The 20,151-nt window shown below is 45.9% G+C and carries 19 protein-coding genes; 5 read left to right on the top strand and 14 right to left on the bottom strand.

The window, feature by feature from the left end; genetic code table 11:
* Window positions 1-58: 58 nt before the first annotated feature.
* Together AB4133_RS16430 and AB4133_RS16425 are read right to left on the bottom strand one after the other, a co-directional pair.
* On the bottom strand, window positions 59-652 hold the full coding sequence (locus AB4133_RS16430; protein ID WP_372225049.1) for a uracil-DNA glycosylase family protein: 594 nt from the start codon (window positions 650-652) through the stop codon (window positions 59-61).
* Window positions 652-1,578 (bottom strand): D-2-hydroxyacid dehydrogenase, encoded by a 927-nt coding sequence (locus AB4133_RS16425; protein WP_372225047.1) that lies wholly within the window; start codon window positions 1,576-1,578, stop codon window positions 652-654. Before AB4133_RS16425 ends, AB4133_RS16430 begins: the two co-directional genes overlap by 1 nt.
* A 71-nt stretch (window positions 1,579-1,649) precedes the next feature.
* On the opposite strand from AB4133_RS16425, the gene AB4133_RS16420 reads away from it, so the two are divergent.
* Window positions 1,650-2,237: a YjaG family protein gene (locus AB4133_RS16420; protein ID WP_017062699.1), complete on the top strand. Its 588-nt coding sequence runs from the start codon at window positions 1,650-1,652 to the stop codon at window positions 2,235-2,237.
* A gap of 104 nt (window positions 2,238-2,341) precedes the next feature.
* Here AB4133_RS16420 and AB4133_RS16415 read toward each other — a convergent pair whose 3' ends face one another.
* Entirely contained in the window at window positions 2,342-3,493 is a 1,152-nt protein-coding gene (locus tag AB4133_RS16415) for a CNNM domain-containing protein (protein WP_017062700.1), read from the bottom strand.
* Window positions 3,494-3,763: 270 nt separating this feature from the next.
* Between AB4133_RS16415 and hupA the strand changes: the two genes are divergently transcribed.
* Both hupA and AB4133_RS16405 read left to right on the top strand, forming a co-directional pair.
* Window positions 3,764-4,036 (top strand): nucleoid-associated protein HU-alpha, encoded by a 273-nt coding sequence (gene hupA, locus AB4133_RS16410; protein ID WP_004729753.1) that lies wholly within the window; start codon window positions 3,764-3,766, stop codon window positions 4,034-4,036.
* Window positions 4,037-4,083: 47 nt separating this feature from the next.
* A complete protein-coding gene (locus tag AB4133_RS16405; RefSeq protein ID WP_372225045.1) occupies window positions 4,084-4,782 on the top strand; it encodes a DUF1481 domain-containing protein in 699 nt (232 codons plus the stop codon).
* Window positions 4,783-4,963: 181 nt separating this feature from the next.
* Here AB4133_RS16405 and purD read toward each other — a convergent pair whose 3' ends face one another.
* Window positions 4,964-6,253 (bottom strand): phosphoribosylamine--glycine ligase, encoded by a 1,290-nt coding sequence (purD, locus tag AB4133_RS16400; protein WP_017062702.1) that lies wholly within the window; start codon window positions 6,251-6,253, stop codon window positions 4,964-4,966.
* A gap of 214 nt (window positions 6,254-6,467) precedes the next feature.
* Window positions 6,468-8,075 (bottom strand): bifunctional phosphoribosylaminoimidazolecarboxamide formyltransferase/IMP cyclohydrolase, encoded by a 1,608-nt coding sequence (gene purH, locus AB4133_RS16395; RefSeq protein WP_017062703.1) that lies wholly within the window; start codon window positions 8,073-8,075, stop codon window positions 6,468-6,470.
* 325 nt (window positions 8,076-8,400) lie between these two features.
* Between purH and zntR the strand changes: the two genes are divergently transcribed.
* Window positions 8,401-8,841 carry a Zn(2+)-responsive transcriptional regulator gene (gene zntR, locus AB4133_RS16390; protein WP_017062704.1) on the top strand — a complete coding sequence of 147 codons (441 nt, stop codon included), beginning with the start codon at window positions 8,401-8,403 and terminating at the stop codon, window positions 8,839-8,841.
* An 88-nt stretch (window positions 8,842-8,929) separates the two neighbouring features.
* Here zntR and fis read toward each other — a convergent pair whose 3' ends face one another.
* The 9 genes from fis to AB4133_RS16345 all read right to left on the bottom strand — a co-directional run bounded on the left by fis (window position 8,930) and on the right by AB4133_RS16345 (window position 18,718).
* Window positions 8,930-9,226, bottom strand: a complete 297-nt coding sequence (gene fis, locus AB4133_RS16385) for a DNA-binding transcriptional regulator Fis (protein ID WP_004729744.1) — start codon at window positions 9,224-9,226, stop codon at window positions 8,930-8,932.
* A gap of 23 nt (window positions 9,227-9,249) precedes the next feature.
* Window positions 9,250-10,218: a tRNA dihydrouridine synthase DusB gene (gene dusB / locus AB4133_RS16380; RefSeq protein ID WP_032546269.1), complete on the bottom strand. Its 969-nt coding sequence runs from the start codon at window positions 10,216-10,218 to the stop codon at window positions 9,250-9,252.
* Between the two features lie 140 nt (window positions 10,219-10,358).
* The gene (gene prmA, locus AB4133_RS16375) at window positions 10,359-11,246 is read right to left on the bottom strand and encodes a 50S ribosomal protein L11 methyltransferase (protein WP_017055901.1); all 888 of its coding nucleotides are present in this window, start codon (window positions 11,244-11,246) and stop codon (window positions 10,359-10,361) included.
* A gap of 170 nt (window positions 11,247-11,416) precedes the next feature.
* Complete coding sequence (gene accC, locus AB4133_RS16370; RefSeq protein ID WP_017062706.1) at window positions 11,417-12,760, bottom strand: acetyl-CoA carboxylase biotin carboxylase subunit; 1,344 nt, start codon at window positions 12,758-12,760, stop codon at window positions 11,417-11,419.
* 15 nt (window positions 12,761-12,775) lie between these two features.
* Complete coding sequence (accB, locus tag AB4133_RS16365) at window positions 12,776-13,228, bottom strand: acetyl-CoA carboxylase biotin carboxyl carrier protein (protein ID WP_017062707.1); 453 nt, start codon at window positions 13,226-13,228, stop codon at window positions 12,776-12,778.
* 74 nt (window positions 13,229-13,302) lie between these two features.
* The gene (aroQ, locus tag AB4133_RS16360; protein ID WP_010435475.1) at window positions 13,303-13,752 is read right to left on the bottom strand and encodes a type II 3-dehydroquinate dehydratase; all 450 of its coding nucleotides are present in this window, start codon (window positions 13,750-13,752) and stop codon (window positions 13,303-13,305) included.
* A gap of 322 nt (window positions 13,753-14,074) precedes the next feature.
* Entirely contained in the window at window positions 14,075-16,024 is a 1,950-nt protein-coding gene (acs, locus tag AB4133_RS16355; protein WP_009844693.1) for an acetate--CoA ligase, read from the bottom strand.
* Between the two features lie 218 nt (window positions 16,025-16,242).
* Window positions 16,243-16,875 carry a 3'-5' exonuclease gene (locus AB4133_RS16350; protein ID WP_017062708.1) on the bottom strand — a complete coding sequence of 211 codons (633 nt, stop codon included), beginning with the start codon at window positions 16,873-16,875 and terminating at the stop codon, window positions 16,243-16,245.
* A gap of 10 nt (window positions 16,876-16,885) precedes the next feature.
* Window positions 16,886-18,718, bottom strand: a complete 1,833-nt coding sequence (locus AB4133_RS16345; protein WP_017062709.1) for a DUF294 nucleotidyltransferase-like domain-containing protein — start codon at window positions 18,716-18,718, stop codon at window positions 16,886-16,888.
* A gap of 232 nt (window positions 18,719-18,950) precedes the next feature.
* Here AB4133_RS16345 and AB4133_RS16340 point away from each other — a divergent pair, with 232 nt between their 5' ends.
* Entirely contained in the window at window positions 18,951-20,147 is a 1,197-nt protein-coding gene (locus AB4133_RS16340; RefSeq protein ID WP_017062710.1) for a 3-phenylpropionate MFS transporter, read from the top strand.
* Window positions 20,148-20,151: the final 4 nt, after the last annotated feature.

Below are 20,151 nucleotides of genomic sequence, written 5' to 3'. Positions count from 1 at the left end.
TTTTTTATTGCCTGAAATTGGCAATTGATGGCGGTTTAATCTTGTTGTGTGCAGTTAATTAGGTATTTGGATCATGGTAGGCCAAATGCTCAGAGATGTGTTTCCTGATATAAGGAATGACTTCATTTTCAAACCAAGGGTTCTTCTTGAGCCAGATATTATTGCGTGGCGAAGGGTGGGGTAATGGCAAAAACTCAGGCGCCCACCTTTGCCAATCACGCACGGTTTCGGTCAATGCGCTGGTGGTTTTGTTTGTTAGGTAATGGTTTTGTGCGTACTGGCCAATCAGCAGTGTCATTTGAATATTGGGTAGAGATTGCAGCACTTTGTTATGCCAAAGTTCCGCGCACTCTTTGCGTGGTGGAAGATCACCACTTTTCCCTTTCCCCGGATAACAAAACCCCATAGGCACAATCGCGACTTTTTGCTCGTCGTAAAAAGTATCGCTATCTATCCCTAACCATCCTCTTAATCGTTCGCCACTCGCGTCATTCCAAGGGATCGACGACTCATGCACCTTGATACCCGGCGCTTGACCTATGATCAGCAAGCGCGCGTTTGGATGTGCTTGAATCACCGGGTTAGCACCGTGTGATAGGTGAGGCTCACAAGCTCGGCATTGTCGAATCTCTTTAAGTAACGAAGAGGACATCAGTAACCTTTATCAAAATCGATGACATGATTAAGTGTAAAGCCATCTCGCCACTGTTTGTAATTCTCTGCGAAGATCTCGACTACTTGTCTTGGCTCACTGAGTGCAGCGATGTGTGGAGTGATGGTGACTTGCGGTAGTTTCCAGAAAGGATATTCCTGAGAGAGGGGTTCACTTTCAAACACATCTAAAAATGCGTGTTCTACCCATCTGTTTTTTATGGCGAGCAACAAGGCTTTATTGTCGATGCTTTCCCCTCGACCGACATTAAACAGCAACACATTAGAGCAGTAACCTAACGTGGTTTGGTTCAACAGCTGATAGGTTTCAGCGGTTGATGGCAAGGTGTTGACCACAATATCGGCCTGCTTAAGGGCAGCCTCTATCTCATTGATGTGGAAAGTCTCTTTAAAGGTTTCTTGTTTGGATGGGATGCCGGTACGGTTGACACCTATGGTATGAATACCAAAAGCCGCCGCGGTTTTTGCCAAATGACTGCCGATTGAACCTGTTCCTAAAATCACCATAGTTTTGTCAGTTAGGCTAGTATAAAGCTGTGGCTGCCAGTTTCGTTGTTGTTGATGCTGGTGGTAATGAGGGAAGTGTCTACAGTGACTGATTGTGTAACCCAATACGTATTCTGCGATAGCCGGACCAAAGATGCCTTTGACGTTGGTTAGCGTATAGTCCTGACGCAGATCTGGCTGAGTGAGTTTATTGATTCCGGCATAGGTACTCTGTACCCAGTCTAGCTCTTTAAACTCGCCGAGGCGCTCTGCGATTAGAGGTGGTGACGCCAAGACAATCTGTGCTGATTTGGGGTTTTGAGTGATTTCTAGGTCGGGTAAATCCTGGTTTAGAATCAGTTGCGTATAGGTATCGTCATGCTCAGTAAGAATATAGAGCTTATTCGTAAAATTGTTCATCGGCTTACCTTTTCCCCCCAGGGTTTATCAAGTACACTTTCGCTGTCTTTTTCTGCAATTATTGAGTGACTATGCTTCAGAATCCACTGCAGGTTCGTCTTGAAAAGTTAGAACCTTGGCAACAAATTACCTTTATGGCGTGTCTATGTGAGCGTATGTACCCTAACTATGCCATGTTTTGTGAGAATACAGAATTTGCGGAAGCTCGAATCTATCGTGATGTTTTGGATAGCATTTGGGAAATCCTGACGGTTAAAACAGCAAAGGTGAACTTTGAGCGTCAACTTGAGAAGGTTGAAGAGCTATTCCCTAGCGGTGATGATTTTGATTTTTATGGTGTTTACCCAGCAATGGACGCATGCCAAGGCCTAGCAACGCTAATTCATGGTCTGCTTGACCGTGAACATATGTTGGAAGCGGTAATTAAAGTGAGTCAACAATCGGTGAAGACGGTTGCTGAGCTTGAGTTTGCTCAAGGCGCTGAAGAAGTGACGAACGAAAACCAGAAAGAAAACGAAGCGGTATGTGAAGAGTGGGACGTTCAGTGGGCCATTTTCCGACCTTTACGTGAAACGACTGAGCGTGACTTAGAGTTGATCAAAGACCTACGCCACGAACTGCGTGAAGACCCAGTCAGTAACATTGGTGTTGCGCTATAATTCGCAATTGCACCAAGGTACGAATAAAAACAAAGGCTCCCTAGGGAGCCTTTGTTGTATCTGACGGTATCAAATTTAGATTAAGCGTCTTTTTTGTCTTCGTTCTACACTTTGTCTTTTGATGCCTTATCTTTTGATGCGTCGTCGTCATTCGTTGATTTTGCATCTGAAGAGTCGTTGTCTGCTGGAGTTTCTTCCTCGTCCTCGTCATCGCGGTTTTCGATAACACCGTGTGTCTCTTTCCACTTCTCCCAGCGTTGGAACGCCAGTTCTTGCATGTCAGTCGTCTTATCCGCTTCGTCGACAATCTCTTCGCCCACTAGGTGCTCAAAGATGTCTTCTAGGGTGATGATGCCCTGAATAGTGCCGTATTCGTCCACAACTAAAGACAGTTGCAGGCGGTTTGCCATCATCTGGTCAAAGGCCTTAGCCAAGCCCATGTTGTTCAGCAACACGTGGATAGGGCGCATTACTTCACCCAAAGCTTTCTCACCACAACCGGCTTGCTGCAATCTAAACAGCTCTAAGCGGTGAACAAAACCGATGATGTTGTCACTCTGCTCGCTGTAAACCAGCGGACGTGAGAATGGCGTGTCTTTATGTTGTTCTAGGAACGTATTCACACTCATTTCCGCATCAACACGGAATACCACTGGGCGCGGCGTCATTACCTGAGTCACGGGTACATCTTGAATACCCAGTAGGTTGCTCAGGATTTTTGACTCGCCTTCTGCAAATTCACCACTCTCTTTTGCCAAAATCGCCATTGCAGATAGCTCATCACGCATTTTTGGTGCTTGGTGGCCACGAGCAAGACGTTTGGTGATCTGTTCTGAGAACCATACAAACGGTGTTAGGAAGAACACCATCCAACGAAGCACGCTTGCCGAAGCAGGAGCAAGTTGACGCCAGTAGGTTGCACCAATGGTTTTTGGAACAATCTCAGATAATACCAAGATACCTAGCGTTAGCACGGCAGAGAAGACACCTAACCATTGGCTACCAAAAACGACAGCCGCTTGTGCACCTGCTGTCGCAGCACCGATAGTATGGGCGATGGTGTTGAGCGTTAAAATTGACGCAAGCGGGCGGTCAATATCTGTTTTCAGTTTGTCTAAAGACTCTGCTGCAGGGTGCCCATTTTGTTTTAGTTGAGCAATGTAGCTCGGACTAATACTCAAAAGTACAGCTTCCAAAACAGAACAAATGAAAGAAACTCCAATAGCAATGGAGACGTAAATAGATAGCAGCAGCATGTTTGCCCTTAAATTAAATTGTACGCTTTAGCAGCGATTCAGCGTGGATTATAGTGAAAAAGTAGTGGCTAGGTCATCATTAATTTTGCTCTCAGCCCCTTTTAAACAAGGGCTTGCTTAATAAAATCAGTAACAAATTGTGAGTTATTACTCATATTATGGCTAAAACTACGGCATTAGAGCTAAAGATCGACGACAAACCTTTGCCAGATGGGGCATTTATGTTTTAGAGTGAATTGAATTCAAAAATACAAAGAAGGGAAACCTAAAATGAACAAGACTCAATTAATCGACTTTATTGCTGAAAAAGCGGACCTTTCTAAAGCACAAGCTAAAGCTGCTCTAGAAGCGACTCTTGGCGGTGTTACAGATGCTCTTAAAGATGGCGATCAAGTTCAGCTAATTGGTTTTGGTACTTTTAAAGTAAACCACCGTGCAGCTCGCACTGGTCGTAACCCAAAAACTGGTGATGAGATCCAAATCGCTGCTGCAAATGTTCCAGCATTTGTTGCAGGTAAAGCGCTGAAAGATTCAGTGAAATAATCTAAACTGTACCGAGGTAGTCGTATTCCACCTCGGTACAGGTTTTTATGAAAAAAGCATTTCTTCTCGTTTCACTATTATCTACATTTCTTATTGGCTGTTCTTCAACAAGCCCTCGCAAAAACCTAGAGCAATTTGAAACTCACACTGGCGGCCAAGTCATGGGCGACGCGACGAGTTTCTACTGGGTTACAAACAAGCTAACACAACCTCATACTTCAGCTGACTACGTCACTGTCGGCGATTACGGCTGGTACCAAACTGATTATGCTTGGTCAGAAGGCGTGCTTCGTGAATTCATTCGTGAAGGCGAGCAGCGTAACTCTTCTAATGAGCTGGTTCCCTATCGAGTCCATGTGCGTTTCAATAAGTCAGGCGAAGCTGTGTATCAACAGTATCGTATTGATAGCAAAATCTTACCTATCCAAGCCAAGCAGCTTGAAAACTATCAGAAAGAAGCGACGTCGGTTCTAGAGACCACAACGAAGCAGCATGATGAAGGGCTTAGGCTGATTCAGGGTTACTGGAATGGCAGCTCTTTTAAAACGTGCGCTGGTGGTGAGTTTGATCGCATTGAATTTAACCAGACCTTGCCAAGCTTCGTGATTGACCGATTGGCGTCTGTGGAAAGCTATGCGGCGTTTCTTGGCAGTGACTTACTCGGTAAGATGAGCGTGGAAGAGTTACTGATGCTGGCTGAAGACAGCCATGATTGTGTCGTTAGGCCATCATTGTTGAAAGAATAGCGAGTAATCAAAGGATTGAGAGTATTTGGCCTACTGTAGGCCAAGTGCCTATTTGTCTGTACAAATACAGATTCTTGTGTAAATGAGATAATAAAAGGCGCCTATTGAGGCGCCTTTTTCTGTTATTCACTTGCTGTCATTTGCTTACTGTTATTGGAAAGTAAGCGAGCAACAAGATTGTTTACTGCTCTTGTTCGCGCGCAATCGCACGGTAACCAATATCATTGCGGTGGAACATACCATTCCAGCTAACTTGCTTCGTCAACGCGTAAGCGCGCTCTTGAGCCTCAGAAACCGTATTGCCCAGTGCTGTTGCACAAAGTACACGACCGCCGTTTGTCACAACGTCGCCAGCTTCATTATTTGTCGTACCCGCGTGGAAAACCTTTTGGCCTTCAACTTCGCTTGTTGGTAGTGAAATAACGTCACCTTTTGCGTAGTCAGCAGGGTAACCGCCAGCCGCAAGAACAACACCGATAGAAGCGCGTGGATCCCACTTCGATTCTGCTTCGTCGAGCTTCTCGTCGATAGCCATTAGGCAAAGTTCAACAAGGTCTGACTCCATACGCATCATGATAGGTTGCGTTTCAGGGTCGCCAAAGCGGCAGTTGTATTCGATAACTTTAGGCGTGCCGTCAGCATCGATCATTAGGCCAGCGTAAAGGAAACCTGTGTAAGGTGCGCCTTCTGCGTCCATACCACGTACCGTTGGGTAGATAACTTCCTCAAGGATACGGTTGTGGATTTCTGGAGTTACAACCGGCGCAGGAGAGTAAGCACCCATGCCGCCCGTGTTTGGCCCAGTGTCTTTGTCGCCAACACGTTTGTGATCTTGGCTGGTGGCCATAGGAAGCACGCTAGAGCCGTCAACCATTACGATGAAGCTTGCTTCTTCGCCTTCGAGGAACTCTTCGATAACAACGCGACTGCCTGCTTCGCCAAAGGCGTTGCCCGCTAGCATGTCTTTGATTGCGTCTTCTGCTTCTTCAAGGGTCATCGCAACGATAACGCCTTTACCTGCCGCAAGACCGTCAGCTTTCACTACGATAGGAGCGCCTTGCTCGCGAACGTAAGCGATAGCTGGCTCAATCTCAGTGAAGTTTGAGTAGTAACCTGTTGGGATATCATGACGAGCTAGGAAGTCTTTAGTGAATGCTTTAGAGCCTTCAAGCTGTGCTGCAGCTTGAGTAGGGCCGAAGATTGGCAAACCTACTTCGCGGAATGCATCAACCACACCGATAACCAATGGTGCTTCAGGGCCCACGATAGTCAGTTCGATTTTTTTATCTTGAGCAAACGCGACTAAACCAGCGATGTCTTCAACGCCGATGTTTACGTTCTCTAGTTTTGGCTCAAGTGCAGTACCTGCGTTACCTGGAGCGATGAATACTGTTTCAACGTTTGGGTTTTGTGCTGCTTTCCAACCTAGTGCATGCTCACGACCGCCAGCACCAATAATTAATACATTCATTTTATTTTACCTTTGATAGCTTCATCAGATTACCTATTTCGGCGTCAAACATGCTCACTTATAGTCATAAGCTCCGCGTGTTTTCCTTGAACTAGGCAATCTGATTTTGCTCTAAAAATTAAAATTTCTATTAACGTTGATGAGTAAAACGCCAACATTAATGAACGGTTAAACGAATAAAAAAGGCTCTAGGAAAACCTAGAGCCTATTCTGATTAGTGGCGGAAGTGACGCATGCCCGTAAAGATCATCGCCATGCCGTGTTCGTCTGCTGCTGCGATAACTTCGTCATCACGCATAGAGCCGCCCGGTTGGATAACACACTTGATGCCAGCCTCTGCAGCCGCGTCGATACCGTCACGGAATGGGAAGAATGCATCTGATGCCATCACACAGCCTTCAACCTGTAGACCTTCGTCTGCAGCTTTGATGCCTGCGATTTTCGCAGAGTAAACGCGGCTCATTTGGCCAGCGCCAACACCAATTGTCATGTCGCCTTTCGAGTAAACGATAGCGTTAGATTTAACGTATTTCGCTACTTTCCAGCAGAATAGAGCATCTTTCAATTCTTCAGCTGTAGGTTGGCGCTTAGAAACCACTTTAAGGTCATCTTCAGACACCATGCCTTGGTCGCGGTCTTGAACTAGCAAACCACCGTTAACGCGTTTAACGTCAAAGCCAGTTGTCTTCGTTGTCCACTCACCACACTCAAGTAGGCGAAGGTTTTTCTTAGCCGCTACGATTGCTACTGCTTCAGCAGAAACTGATGGTGCAATGATAACTTCAACGAATTGACGCTCAGTGATAGCCGTTGCTGTTGCAGCGTCTAGCTCACGGTTGAAAGCGATGATGCCGCCAAATGCAGAAGTTGGGTCTGTTTTGAATGCACGGTCGTAAGCTTCTAGGATGTCTTCACCTAGTGCAACACCACATGGGTTAGCGTGCTTAACGATCACACATGCTGGCTGGTCGAACTCTTTCACACACTCAAGTGCTGCGTCGGTGTCAGCGATGTTGTTGTAAGAAAGGGCTTTACCTTGAATCTGGCGAGCTGTAGAAACTGATGCTTCTTCAGGGTTTGCTTCAACGTAGAATGCGGCTGCCTGGTGGCTGTTCTCACCGTAGCGCATGTCTTGCTTTTTCTCGAACTGTTGGTTGAACGTGCGAGGGAATTTGCTCTTGTTTTCAGGAGAAGGTTCGTCACCTTCTTTGTTCTCACCGTAAGATGGAACCATAGTGCCGAAGTAGTTTGCGATCATGCCGTCGTAAGAAGCGGTGTGCTCGAATGCTGCGATAGCGAGGTCGAAGCGAGTCTCTAGTGTTAGAGATTTATCGTTCGTGTCCATTTCAGCGACAACGCGCTCGTAGTCGTGTGCGTTAACAACGATCGTTACGTCTTTGTGGTTTTTCGCTGCAGAGCGAACCATTGTAGGGCCGCCGATGTCGATGTTCTCAACAGCATCAGCAAGGGTACAACCTTCTTTAGCAACGGTTTCTGCGAATGGGTATAGGTTTACAACAACCATATCGATAGGGTTGATACCGTGAGTTTCCATCACGTCATCATCTTGGCCACGACGGCCTAGAACACCACCATGAACTTTTGGGTGCAGAGTCTTAACACGGCCATCCATCATTTCTGGGAAACCAGTGTAGTCAGATACTTCTGTAACAGAGATGCCTTTTTCAGCAAGCAGGCGAGCAGTGCCACCGGTAGATAGGATATCTACACCACGGTTAGCAAGAGCTTGTGCAAATTCAACGATACCAGTTTTGTCTGATACGCTGATTAGAGCGCGGCGAATTGGACGAGCGTTATTCATGCTTCCATCTTCCTCAAATTCATGGGGTTAAAATAAAGATATTTGCCAAAAAAGAACTTGTTTCTATCTTCTTAGCGTGGATTATCTTAGATACCAGTAAGAGATAAAATATTGGCCAGTTTTGGTAAAGACCTTTTGGGTTAGTCTTATGATTAAGCTATAAGATAACCAACTCCAAATTTGATGGCGCAGATTCTAACTAATTTATTACAAAAAAGCTCGCGCAATCGTTTGGCATCTCAAAATTAATTATGAAAAGTGCCATTTCAGCCTGAAAAGTAACGATAAGGTTAATTGTGGAATGGACGAAACAGTAGGAAAAAACATGTTTCAGATCGGTGAATTAGCGAAGCGATGCGGTGTGACAGCCGATACCTTGCGATTTTATGAGAAGAATAACCTGATCGCGCCAGCCAGTCGCAGTGACTCGGGTTATCGCCTATATGATGAAAATAACCAGAAACAGGTGACGTTTATTCTCAAATCTAAAGCGTTGGGGCTGAGTTTGGACGAGATTAAAGAATTGCTTGAGATTCGCCTCGAGGCCACACAGCACAGTTGCGCTGAAGTGAAGTCGATTACCTCAGCAAAGCTAGAGATGATTGATGAGAAGATTACCGAGTTAACTAAGATTCGCACCGCACTTAAAAAGATTAATGATGCGTGTTGTGGTCACGTAGACGATGATGCAAGCCATTGTTCGATTCTAGCAGCCTTGGACTCAGCAAACGTCGACAAAGGTCGCTGCTGTCGCACTGGAGAGTAATCAGCGACTATCACGGATCGACAAGCCAAAAAAAAGCCAAACTCAACAATGAGCTTGGCTTTCAATTCAATAAATTACGAAAGAACGATTAGTTCATGCCGTATTTTTTAAGTTTCTTGCGAAGAGTACCGCGGTTAATACCCATCATGGTTGCTGCGCGAGTTTGGTTACCGCGAGTGTACTGCATGATAGTGTCTAGTAGTGGCTGTTCAACTTCAGCTAATACTAATTCGTATAACTCGCTGACTTCTTGACCGTTTAATTGAGCAAGGTAATTTTTCAATGATGCTTTAACTGAGTCACGTAGTGGCTTCTGCGTGATTTGGTCTTGTGATGTAACTGTAGTTACTGTCAATGCTTCTGAAGTCAGATTTTGTTCGAACATATTCGGTCTAGCTCTTCTCGTAATTATGGTGCAACGTTATCAAAAAAACCTTCTAGCGCTTCAAGCTGCAGATCACCTGCTTCGAATGCGTTGAAGGTACGGCGAAACTCACTCGCTTGTTCATGTTCTTTTAGATACCAACCCACATGCTTACGAGCGATGCGAGGGCCTAAAAACTCTCCATAAAATTCATGTAGAGCGTGCACATGACCAAGCATGATGTCTTTCACTTCCGAAATCGGGAGTGGGTCCATCGTGGTGCCGTTTTCCAAATAGTGTAGGATTTCGTTAAAAATCCAAGGACGTCCTTGGGCAGGTCGACCTATCATTAAAGCATCAGCGCCGGTGTACTCCAGCACAAACTTCGCTTTTTCCGGACTATCGATATCACCGTTAGCGATAACCGGAATAGATACTGCTTGTTTCGCTGCTTTAATGTGTTTGTATTCTGCCTCACCTTTGTACATACAAGCGCGAGTTCTTCCATGGAGCGCAAGAGCTTGTATGCCGCAGTCTTCGGCTATTTTCGCGATTTGGACACAGTTTCTATTGTCTGTATCCCAGCCTGTGCGCGTTTTCAACGTTACTGGAACGTCGACAGCATTTACCACCGCTTTCAGAATGTCTTCAATGAGTTCTGGATGCTGCAGTAAGGCTGAGCCCGCAAGCTTCTTATTCACTTTTTTGGCTGGACAACCCATGTTGATATCGATGATTTGCGCACCGTTATCGACATTAAATTGAGCAGCCTCGGCCATAAGCTGTGGATCTGCACCAGCGATTTGTACTGAACGAATGCCCGATTCGCCTTCATGTACCATACGCTGCTGAGACTTTGACGTTTTCCAAACTTTCGGATTGGAGGACATCATTTCACTGACTGCCATCCCCGCACCGTAGCGAAGACACAACTCACGGAATGGTCTATCCGTTACGCCAGCCATAGGAGCGACGATTAGATTGTTCTTAAGTTGATAATTTCCGATTTTCAAAAATGTCATCACAGTTCTGTACCAGCAAGGGCGCGCATTTTACGCATTTTTTCGCTGCGTGAAAAGACTAATATTTGAGCATTTACAATTTGTTTTTGTAATTTGTTTAAATTTCAGTCAATTAGCGCCCAAAGTCTTGTCTAGCCTTGCTTGCGACCTGAGATTCGACACCATTCTTGTTGTTCGATGATCGGATCAATGTGAAGCTCATCACGATAATAAGTGGCAACATCTTCTGCTTGTGTATCTAAAACACCCGACATCGCAAGTACACCATTTGGCTTAACTAGGCCCTTGATGATGCCAGAAAGGTCGCGTAATGGACCCGCAAGAATGTTGGCAACAACAACGTCTGCTAGCAAACCTTCCGGTTGATCTTGTGGCAAGAACACCTCTAGTTGCTCAGCAACGCCATTGCGTTGTGCGTTGTCTTTTGATGCAAGCAGAGCTTGAGGATCAATGTCGATCCCGATAACTTTTGCTGCGCCTAGTTTGATCGCAGCGATCGCTAGGATGCCTGAGCCACAACCGAAGTCGATCACGGTTTTGCCTGCAAGGTCTAAGCCTTCAAGCCACTCAAGACACAATGCCGTTGTCGGGTGAGTACCTGTACCAAATGCAAGGCCAGGGTCTAGCATTACGTTAACAGCGTCAGGTTCAGGGATATCGCGCCAGCTAGGGCAGATCCATAAACGCTCACCAAACTTCATTGGGTGGAAGTTGTCCATCCATTCACGCTCCCAATCCTTGTCTTCAATTTGCTCTACTTTATGAGCAAAGTCTGCAGGGAACATGTTGCTTGCTTTAATCTGCGCTAGAACGACACCAGTATCAGTCTCAGCGTCGTAAAGCGCGAGAATGTCAGTATCACCCCAAAGGCGAGTTTCGCCTGGCAGAGGCTCAAATACAGGGGTATCTTGTGCATCCAGGAAAGTTACAGAAAGAGCACCAGTCTCTTCCATTAACATGTCGCCGATTTGTTCGGCATTTTCATTGGTAGCATTAAGCTTGATTTGAATCCAAGGCATGGCTGCATCTTCTATATGAGAAAAATTGGATGGCGAGTCTAGCAGAAAATATGAGCAAATTCACCAAAACCCCACGGAATATAATGGGGATTAAAGATTGATTTTTTCGGCGGTTCAAAAACAAAAATGCTCACCGAAGTGAGCATTTTGACTGTTCTTAAACGAACGGATTATGACAAACCAAGTTTCTTCTCAAGGTAGTGGATGTTTGCACCACCGTGTTGGAAGTTTTCGTCGTTCATAATAGACAGTTGAAGCTCAGTATTAACGTTAATACCTTCAACAATCATTTCACCCAATGCGTTCTTCATACGAGCGATAGCAACATCACGGTTCTCACCGTAAGTGATCAGCTTACCAATCATTGAATCGTAGTGTGGTGGCACTGTGTAACCCGTGTAGATGTGAGATTCCCAACGTACGCCCATGCCGCCTGGTGCGTGGAAACGTTCAATCTTACCTGGTGAAGGTAGGAAACGAACTGGATCTTCAGCATTGATACGACATTCGATTGAGTGGCCACGCAGCTTAATGTCATCCTGAGTGAATGATAGAGGCTGACCAGCTGCAATACGTAGCTGTTCTTTCACTAGGTCGATACCCGTTACCATTTCAGTAATCGTGTGTTCAACCTGGATACGAGTGTTCATTTCGATGAAGTAGAATTCACCGTTCTCGTATAGGAATTCAAATGTACCTGCACCGCGGTAACCGATCTCAATACATGCACGAGTACAACGTTCGCCAATGTACTTACGCATCTCTTCAGTGATACCTGGAGCTGGCGCTTCTTCCACAACTTTCTGGTGACGACGTTGCATTGAACAGTCACGCTCACCTAGGTGGATAGCATTACCTTGGCCATCTGCAAGCACTTGTACTTCAATGTGACGTGGGTTTTCTAGGAATTTCTCCATGTAAACCATGTCGTTGTTGAAACATGCTTTTGCTTCAGCACGAGTCATCGCGATAGCTTCTGTTAATTCTGCTTCAGAACGAACAACACGCATACCACGACCGCCGCCGCCGCCAGATGCCTTGATGATAACTGGGAAGCCAATGCGTTTAGCGTGCGCTTTGTTTTTTGCTTCGTCGTCGTCAAGAGGGCCGTCAGAACCTGGTACACAAGGTACGCCAGCTTTCTTCATTGACGTGATAGCTGACACTTTGTCACCCATCATGCGAATGGTTTCAGCTTTAGGGCCAACGAAGATAAAGCCACTGCGCTCTACCTGTTCTGCAAAGTCTGCATTTTCAGATAGGAAGCCGTAGCCAGGGTGAACAGCTACTGCACCTGTAACTTCAGCTGCGCTGATGATACGAGGGATGTTTAGGTAGCTATCGATACCACGAGCTGGACCGATACAAATGGTTTCGTCTGCAAGCAGTACGTGCTTAAGATCACGGTCAGCAGTTGAGTGAACCGCTACCGTTTTAATGCCAAGCTCTTTACATGCACGCAGAATACGTAGTGCAATCTCACCACGGTTCGCGATTACTAATTTATCTAACATAATGAGTGCTCTCTATTATTCGATAATTACTAGAGCTTGGTCGAATTCTACTGGTTGACCGTCTTCAACTAGGATAGCTGTTACAACACCAGATTTATCAGCTTCGATTTGGTTCATCATTTTCATTGCTTCAACGATACATAGCGTTTCGCCAGCAGTTACAGATTGACCAACTTTAACGAATGGTTTTGCGTCTGGGCTTGGAGCGCCGTAGAAAGTACCAACCATTGGAGAAAGAACTTGGTGACCAGCTGGAACTGCAGGAGCTGCTGCTTCTGCTGCTACAGGTGCCGCCGCAGGAGCTGCTGCCGCTACAGGTGCTGGAGCAGCTGCATATTGAACAGGTGCTACAGGTGCAGTGCTGTTACGACTGATTCGTACTGACTCTTCACCTTCAGAGATTTCTAGCTCAGAAATACCAGACTCTTCAACCAATTCGATTAGCTTTTTGATTTTGCGAATATCCATTGTTTCTTTCTCTTTATCTGTTAATTGAACTTACTCTATGACTGAGTAGGTTAGTAATAGTTCGTTGTTTATGTTTACTTTGAGTTGAGCTTGCTGAGCGCAGCGGTCAAAGCAAATTGATAACCTTGGGCACCTAAGCCACAAATCACACCTTCTGCTTTATCAGATAGGTAAGAGTGGTGACGGAATGGTTCACGCGCGTGAACATTCGATAGATGAACCTCAATAAATGGTATTGCAACGCCAAGTAGTGCATCACGCAGTGCCACACTGGTATGTGTAAAGGCTGCTGGGTTGATAATAATAAAATCAACATTTTGATAAGCACTATGGATAGCTTCAATCAGTTCGTACTCACGATTTGACTGTAAGTGAGATAGCTCAACATCGTGTGCTTTCGCTTGCTCGGTCAGTGAGCTAATAATCTGGTCAAGTGTTTGAGAACCGTAGTGTGCAGGCTCTCTAAGGCCTAACAGGTTAAGGTTTGGGCCATTTAAAACTAGAATGCGAAACTTTGTAGACATCGTGGGGCTATCTTCCTTTATCGTGTTTACGAACGTGAATGTTGCCATTTTATTGAAAATTTGCGGTTAATTTCTAGTGAGAAAAACCCAAATTTAAAAATTAGAACCAGATTATAGCTAATTCAGCGCAAATCGCAGCAATTTACTGGTCTAATCTCCTATTGATACAGCTTGGAATTGTTACCAACTTAACAAAAAAGCGTCTTAGCCTTAATTTGGGGCGGGATATTTGAGATCAAGATCAGCCATAAAAAAACCGCCACATAGGTGACGGTTTAGAAAGTGCTGTTTTAAACAGTGATTAGCTGCTGTGACTGGTTGCTTATGCCAGTTCTGCTTTCTCGGCAATCAGCTTATCAACCACACTTGGGTCGGCCAGTGTCGAGGTATCACCTAGGTTACCTGTATCGCCAGTCGCGATTTTACGCAGGATACGACGCATGATTTTACCCGAACGAGTTTTTGGTAGAGAGTCGGTCCAGTGCAGTACATCTGGCGTTGCAATTGGGCCAATCTCTTTACGTACCCAGTCTTTCACTTCTTTATGAAGCTCTGCGGTTGGGAACTCACCATCATTCAGCGTGATGTAAGCGTAAATCGCTTGGCCTTTAATATCATGAGGGATGCCCACAATCGCGGCTTCTGCAATCTTATCGAACGCGACTAGAGCCGATTCAATCTCAGCAGTACCCATACGGTGACCTGATACGTTAAGTACATCATCGACACGCCCCGTAATCCAGTAGTAACCGTCTTCATCACGACGAGCGCCGTCACTGGTGAAGTACATGCCTTTAAAGGTCGAGAAGTAAGTCTGTTCGAAGCGGTCATGATCGCCATGAACGGTACGCATTTGGCCTGGCCAAGAGTCAAGAATCACTAGGTTGCCGTCTGTTGCACCCTCAATGATGTTACCCATGTTATCAACCAGTGCCGGTTGCACACCGAAGAATGGACGAGTTGCAGAGCCCGGTTTCAGGTCTGTTGCGCCTGGTAGCGGTGCAATCAAGATACCGCCCGTTTCTGTTTGCCACCATGTATCAACAATTGGAGATTGCTCATTACCGATTGTTTTGTAGTACCACTCCCACGCCTCTGGGTTGATAGGTTCACCCACTGAGCCCATGATTCTTAGGCTGTCACGAGAAGTACCTTCAACGGCTTCATTGCCTTTCGCCATCAATGCACGAATAGCCGTTGGCGCCGTATAAAGAATATTAACTTGGTGCTTATCGACCACTTCGCTCATGCGGCTGGTGTTCGGGTAATTTGGCACGCCTTCAAACAGAATCGTTTTTGCGCCATTAGCAAGCGGTCCGTAAACAAGATATGTGTGACCGGTAATCCAACCCACATCGGCTGTACACCAGAAAGTCTCGCCTTCTTGGTAATCGAATACGTATTTGAAGGTCATCGCAGCATAAACAAGGTAGCCACCTGTGGTGTGCATAACGCCTTTAGGTTTACCTGTTGAGCCTGACGTATAAAGGATGAATAGTGGATCTTCTGCGTTCATCTCTTCTGGTGGGCAATCTGCAGATACATTAGCAATAGCATCGTGCCACCACACATCGCGATGTTCGTGCCATGCCACATCACCGCCAGTGCGTTTGAATACAACAACCTTCTCGATGTTTTTCACTTCAGGGTTCGTCAGTGCTTCATCGACATTCTTTTTCAGTGGAACAGCACGGCCGCCACGCACGCCTTCATCGGCAGTGATAACGACTTTAGAATTTGAATCGATAATACGACCAGACAGTGCTTCTGGTGAGAAACCACCAAATACGACTGTGTGAACCGCACCGATACGGGTACACGCCAGCATGGCTACTGCCGCTTCTGGCACCATTGGCATGTATAAACAAACCACATCACCTTTGCGCACGCCTTGCTCTTTTAGAGCATTCGAAAACAGGCACACTTCTTTATGCAGTTCATTAAAAGTTAGAGTTTTATCATCTGCCGGGTCATCGCCTTCCCAGATGATAGCGACTTCATCACCGCGCTCAGCAAGGTGGCGGTCGATACAGTTAGCCGAAACGTTAAGCGTGCCATCTTCAAACCAGCGAATATCAATGTGGCCAGGGTCGAAAGAGGTGTTTTTTACTTGTGTGAAAGGTTTGATCCAATCAACGATTTTTCCGTGTTCACCCCAAAAGCCTTCAGGGTCAGAAACAGATTGCTGGTACATGGCTAGGTAAGTGTCATTATCCGCGTGTGTGGTTGATTTAATATTTTCTTTTACCGGATAAACGTGGGCTTCACTCATTGCATCTCTCCTTGTGCCTACATTCCTAATGAACTGGCAACTTCCTTTGTGTTCAGTTTCTAGGTCTATTACAGAACCGTCTTTGTGTTATCACTCTCGGCTAGGACGGCGATTTCCACAATTAGACTTTAGGATGAGACGCTGCTTTTCACTTACAAAATAGCGAGTTAAGTTCAATTTTGAGATGTTGCTCTCTATGTGAAGCGACAGTGGTTGAATTAAGAATAAGAAGAGTTGAAACGGGGAAGGTCACCATGTTTCAGGCGCACAAAGATCAGCGCAGCGGAGATAGCGTCTTGTAATGCATCATGTTTATTGACCGGGATAGGTAAATCGAGTTGGCGACAGATGGCGTCCATACTGAGATCAAAATAGGCATTGGGCAGCTGTCTTTCGAGTTTGTCTTGATAGAGTTGGCTCACTTCGACTAATCGGTTAGGCAGTGGAAATCCAAGCTGTTTTAAACAGGCGCGGTCGAGAATTTTTTTATCATAGCGGATGTGATAGCCGACTAAAGGACGATTTCCAATGAAGTTCAGTAGCTCGATTAAAGCCTGTTTTTCTTCGATGCCGTGCTTTAGATCTTGATGACGGATACGGTGGATTTTTATTGAATTGCAATCGAGCGATTGGGGGGCGCGCAACCGGACTTCAAAAGGTTGGCTGGTAATGATTCGGTTACCGATGATCTTGGTCGCGGCAATGGTAACTAATTCTGCCTGATTGGGATCTAGGCTGGTGGTTTCACAATCGAGCGATACATATTCATGATCAATAGGCGCAGTAAACAGAGGCTGATAGAGGGAGCCTTTGAGCTTGTGATGCCAGTAATAGCGAACCAACCTATTCATCGTTCAATGCCTAATCCCGTATCTGATAGTGGTAGCCGAGCCATTGCTTGAATTTCTTCACCACGTGCAGGCTATGACGAAGCAGATCCCTGTCTGCTCGTTCCATCAGTTTGACGTTAATCTTGTTGCTGCTGTGCTGCTGAGAAAGCCTTTGGGCTAAGCGCCACTTAAAGAATTGCTTGAGTGCTTCACTGAGATTATCGGCAGTACTTTGCTCTAATACTTTCTTGCTGACCAGCTGCTCAATGCGTTCGAAGGTGTTGTTGACCGTGACACCATGTTCTAGGCAAAGCGCTCTCACACCATGCACGATAGGGAAAATACCGCCTTGTTTGATATCGAGTCCGGACTTAGATTGCTTCACATTACCAAACAGGGTCAGGGGAACTGAGAAGTTCAGCGCCGGGCGGCAGAACTCCGTCAGAATCAATTCTTGTCCGAGCATTAAATCACTGAGGTGCTGCTTTACAGGTTTTAATAACTCTCTATTCCCCGCTACTGCGTGTGCATCTGCCATGATCGCGATATCCATCACGGTGTCTGGCGTGGCTTTTTTTACCCAATGGGTGAGGGTTTGTTTCCACTCTTGTTCTGAATGCACCCATTTCGGATTGTTGACCATTACGTTGCCCGGGCACAGTGGGTAACCCAATTGTTGAAGGGTATGGGTGAGGTCGTTCATGGCACTTTGGCATTGATGCCATTCCAAACCATCTTGAATAATCAGAGCGTTGTCTTGATCGGTTTTGAGAATTTGCTCTCCACGCCCCTCAGAACCCAACACGATTAGGCAGCAATGATTATGCAGTGCAGGTGGGATCACCAACTCAAAAGCCTTCTCTATGATCTGTTCGTTGACCGCAGAAATCAGCTCCATGATAAAGCGTGTGCGAATCCCATTACTGAGCAAGCTCTCGACCAGTTGACGTTGTTTGTTGGATGCCATTGCCAATTCTTCAACGCTGGTGGCGCGCGCAATACGCAAAGTAAGAACGTGGGAGTGTGTGGAGAATGCACTGAGAATCTGTGTCATATCCACCATGCCGACCGCATTTTTACCATCACAAACCATCAACCTTTTTACTCGATTTCTGGTCATGGTAATCATGGCGTTAAATAAGAAATCGCCTTGGTTCACGTGCATCACCGGAAACGTTGCGATCTCACCGACAGGCGCATCCAGTGTGAAATTATCGAGCATCACAGCATGCAATAAATTGGTTCGAGTGACGATTCCATACGGCAAGGAACATGATGATCCAAAAGCTTTTGGATCATTATGTTCCAAATGGACTAGGGCCGAGTCTAACCCTTGTTCTTTAAGGGTTTGAGTGACTTGGTTGATCGGTTGGTTTGGTTCAAGTATCAGTGGTGGGTGATAGATAGAGTCATCCACTTTGGTTAATATAAACTCGGCAAGATTCTGTTGCTGCTGGGCGGCTTCTATCAAAGCTTTTCGTGTTGATAGGTTGCTATCAAAGTAGGCAGCGAATTGGCCATTGGCGTGGTAAAGCTCAAGAAAAATATCGGTGGGCAGCAGATAACTTAATGTATCTTCGAGTGCGATATATCGGTGTTTGGTGTGGGGTTCAAACTGGCTGCGGACATCAAAAATATCGTCATTGGCATAGTGTGCGTAAATCTCACCATCACTGCTCGCGCGCTCTTCAACAGCTCCTTTGATCAAAATATGCAGGTGTCGGCTCGGCCTTTCAGCTTCCAGTATCACTTCTTGAGAGCGGTAATACACCACGTCTAATGAAGAGCGAAGCTTCAACTGTTCGGCGTCGGACAGGCTATCGAAGGGCGGGTGCTGCATATTAAATTTGTCAGGCATAAGCATCACAAGAAGAAATGGGAGTCTTTAATCAGTCTGACAAAATACCAGCGAAGCTCCAGACGACTTTAGTCTAAATGCGAGTATGAGTATTGATGAGCGTGAAATCTCTTGTTGAAATGCGATATCCAGACCCATTGAATATGGGAATACTATCCCAGTAATAATTCCCTTTTTCATCGTATGCGAGATAGGCATAATTGGTGCTGCCTTTTTCCGCACACTTTATAGGTCATTTATGTTTAGCCCTTCACCCTATGGCTGGATCTCTCAGTATTTTCTTGGTTTCTTTTTTGCGTATGGCGTGTATTTGCCATTTTGGGCGTTGTGGTTTGAAGACCAAGGCGTGTCTGCTGGTGATATTGGCGTATTGATTGGTATCGGCTTTGCAACTCGTTGTGTGGCCAACTTAGTGATTACGCCGCGTATCCATAAAGTGGAACACTTGATGCCAGCGCTACGCTGTTTGAGTTTCGCTGCGCTGCTGTTTGTCGGTTTCCACTTCTTCACCGGTGGCAGTTTTATACTGATGTTGTTGGCAACGGTACTGTTTAACCTCTGTTGTGGGCCGATCATTCCTCTTTCTGATGCGATGGCTAACCATTACAGTCGTTTGAAAATGCTCGACTACGGCCGAACTCGTCTTTGGGGATCAATTGCCTTTATCGCAGGTTCAACGGTTGTTGGCTATTTGGTGGCACAATTCGGCACTGACATGATTTTGTATACTGCGCTTGCCGGTGTGTTGCTGTCATTGATTCTTGCGATGAGAAACCCCAATGTGATGCCAGTAACGCAATCTGAGCAACAAGCGGCGCGACCAAAACTAGGTGAACTGCTGCGTGAGTCGTCAGTGGTAAAGTTTTTAGCCTTGATGGCGCTGCTGCAAGGTAGTCATGCGGCTTACTACAGTTTTAGTGCGATTTATTGGAAAGAAGCGGGTCACTCAGAAGCTATCATCGGTTATTTGTGGAGTTTAGGTGTTGTTGCTGAAGTGGCCGTATTTGCTCTGAGTAAGCGATTATTCTCAGGCTGGTCACTGCGTACTTTGTTTGTCGTCGCGGCTATTGGGGTGATGGCGCGTTGGGGTATTACCGCATCAACGACGGCGATTTTTGCACTGGTGATGGTGCAGTTGCTGCACGGTGTGACATTTGCCATGGCACACATCGCCGCGATTCAATACATCCAATCTGAAGAACAAAACAAGATGGTTGCGCTACAAGCCCTGTATAACGCGATTCCATTAGGTGCCTTTATTGCACTGATGACCACCTTAAGTGGTTGGGGTTATGAGCTTTGGGGCGCAAATATCTTCTGGGGCATGGCTGCAATGGGTGCACTTGCTCTGTTCATTAAGTTGGATGAAAGAAGTTCAGTGGTTGAGATTAATCAATCAGATTCGGAACAGTCAGAATCTCACAGCAAATGCTGATAAT

It is taken from the genome of Vibrio sp. 10N.286.52.F8 (assembly GCF_041468745.1).
In the GTDB taxonomy this organism is placed as follows: domain Bacteria; phylum Pseudomonadota; class Gammaproteobacteria; order Enterobacterales; family Vibrionaceae; genus Vibrio; species Vibrio crassostreae_C.
The sequence above is the reverse complement of the archived record's forward strand: the minus strand, read 5'-3'. Positions and strand labels throughout refer to the sequence as shown.